Raw genomic sequence first — 539 nt, forward strand, 5'->3', positions numbered from 1 at the left:
ACTTCTCTGTATCCATTATTTTTGTTTTGGCGTTTAAGTTCATCTACGTCAAGCTTACGCCTTAGGATGAATTGCAGCTGATCAAGGAAAAGCCAAATACCGCAGCCGCAGTGGCGTTGAGTGGCGCTTTTCTGGGTTATTGTATTGCGATTTCGGGTGCGGCAAAAAACTCAGTCAACATTGTCGACTTTATGGTTTGGGGCGTTGTTGCCATGCTTGTGCAAATCATCGCATTTGCCATCGTGCGTTTCATTTTGCTGCCAAGAGTTACTGAGCGTATCGAAAAAGATGAGCTGCCTGCAGGCATTGTACTTGCGGCGGTTTCTATATCGGTCGGCATGTTGAATGCTGCTTGTATGACGTACTAGGAGGAACGATGAAGCGCAGTTCCAACGTTAAACGTTCTTCCATGGATAAAAGCTTAAAGCTTGGAAAAATCATACCGTTCGCGGCATTTGGCGGAATTTTCTTTCTTGCGACCCAAGAATCAAAGACTGAAGGCTACATTTTTTCTGACGCCGATGAATGTAAATCCAACT

1 pseudogene is annotated in these 539 nt (G+C 44.7%); it reads left to right on the top strand.

Annotated features, from left to right (window positions below):
- Positions 1–368: pseudogene (locus R7Q09_RS27880) on the top strand (DUF350 domain-containing protein); the annotation flags it as partial.
- Positions 369–539: the final 171 nt, after the last annotated feature.

This window comes from Vibrio sp. 2130-1, assembly GCF_033339515.1.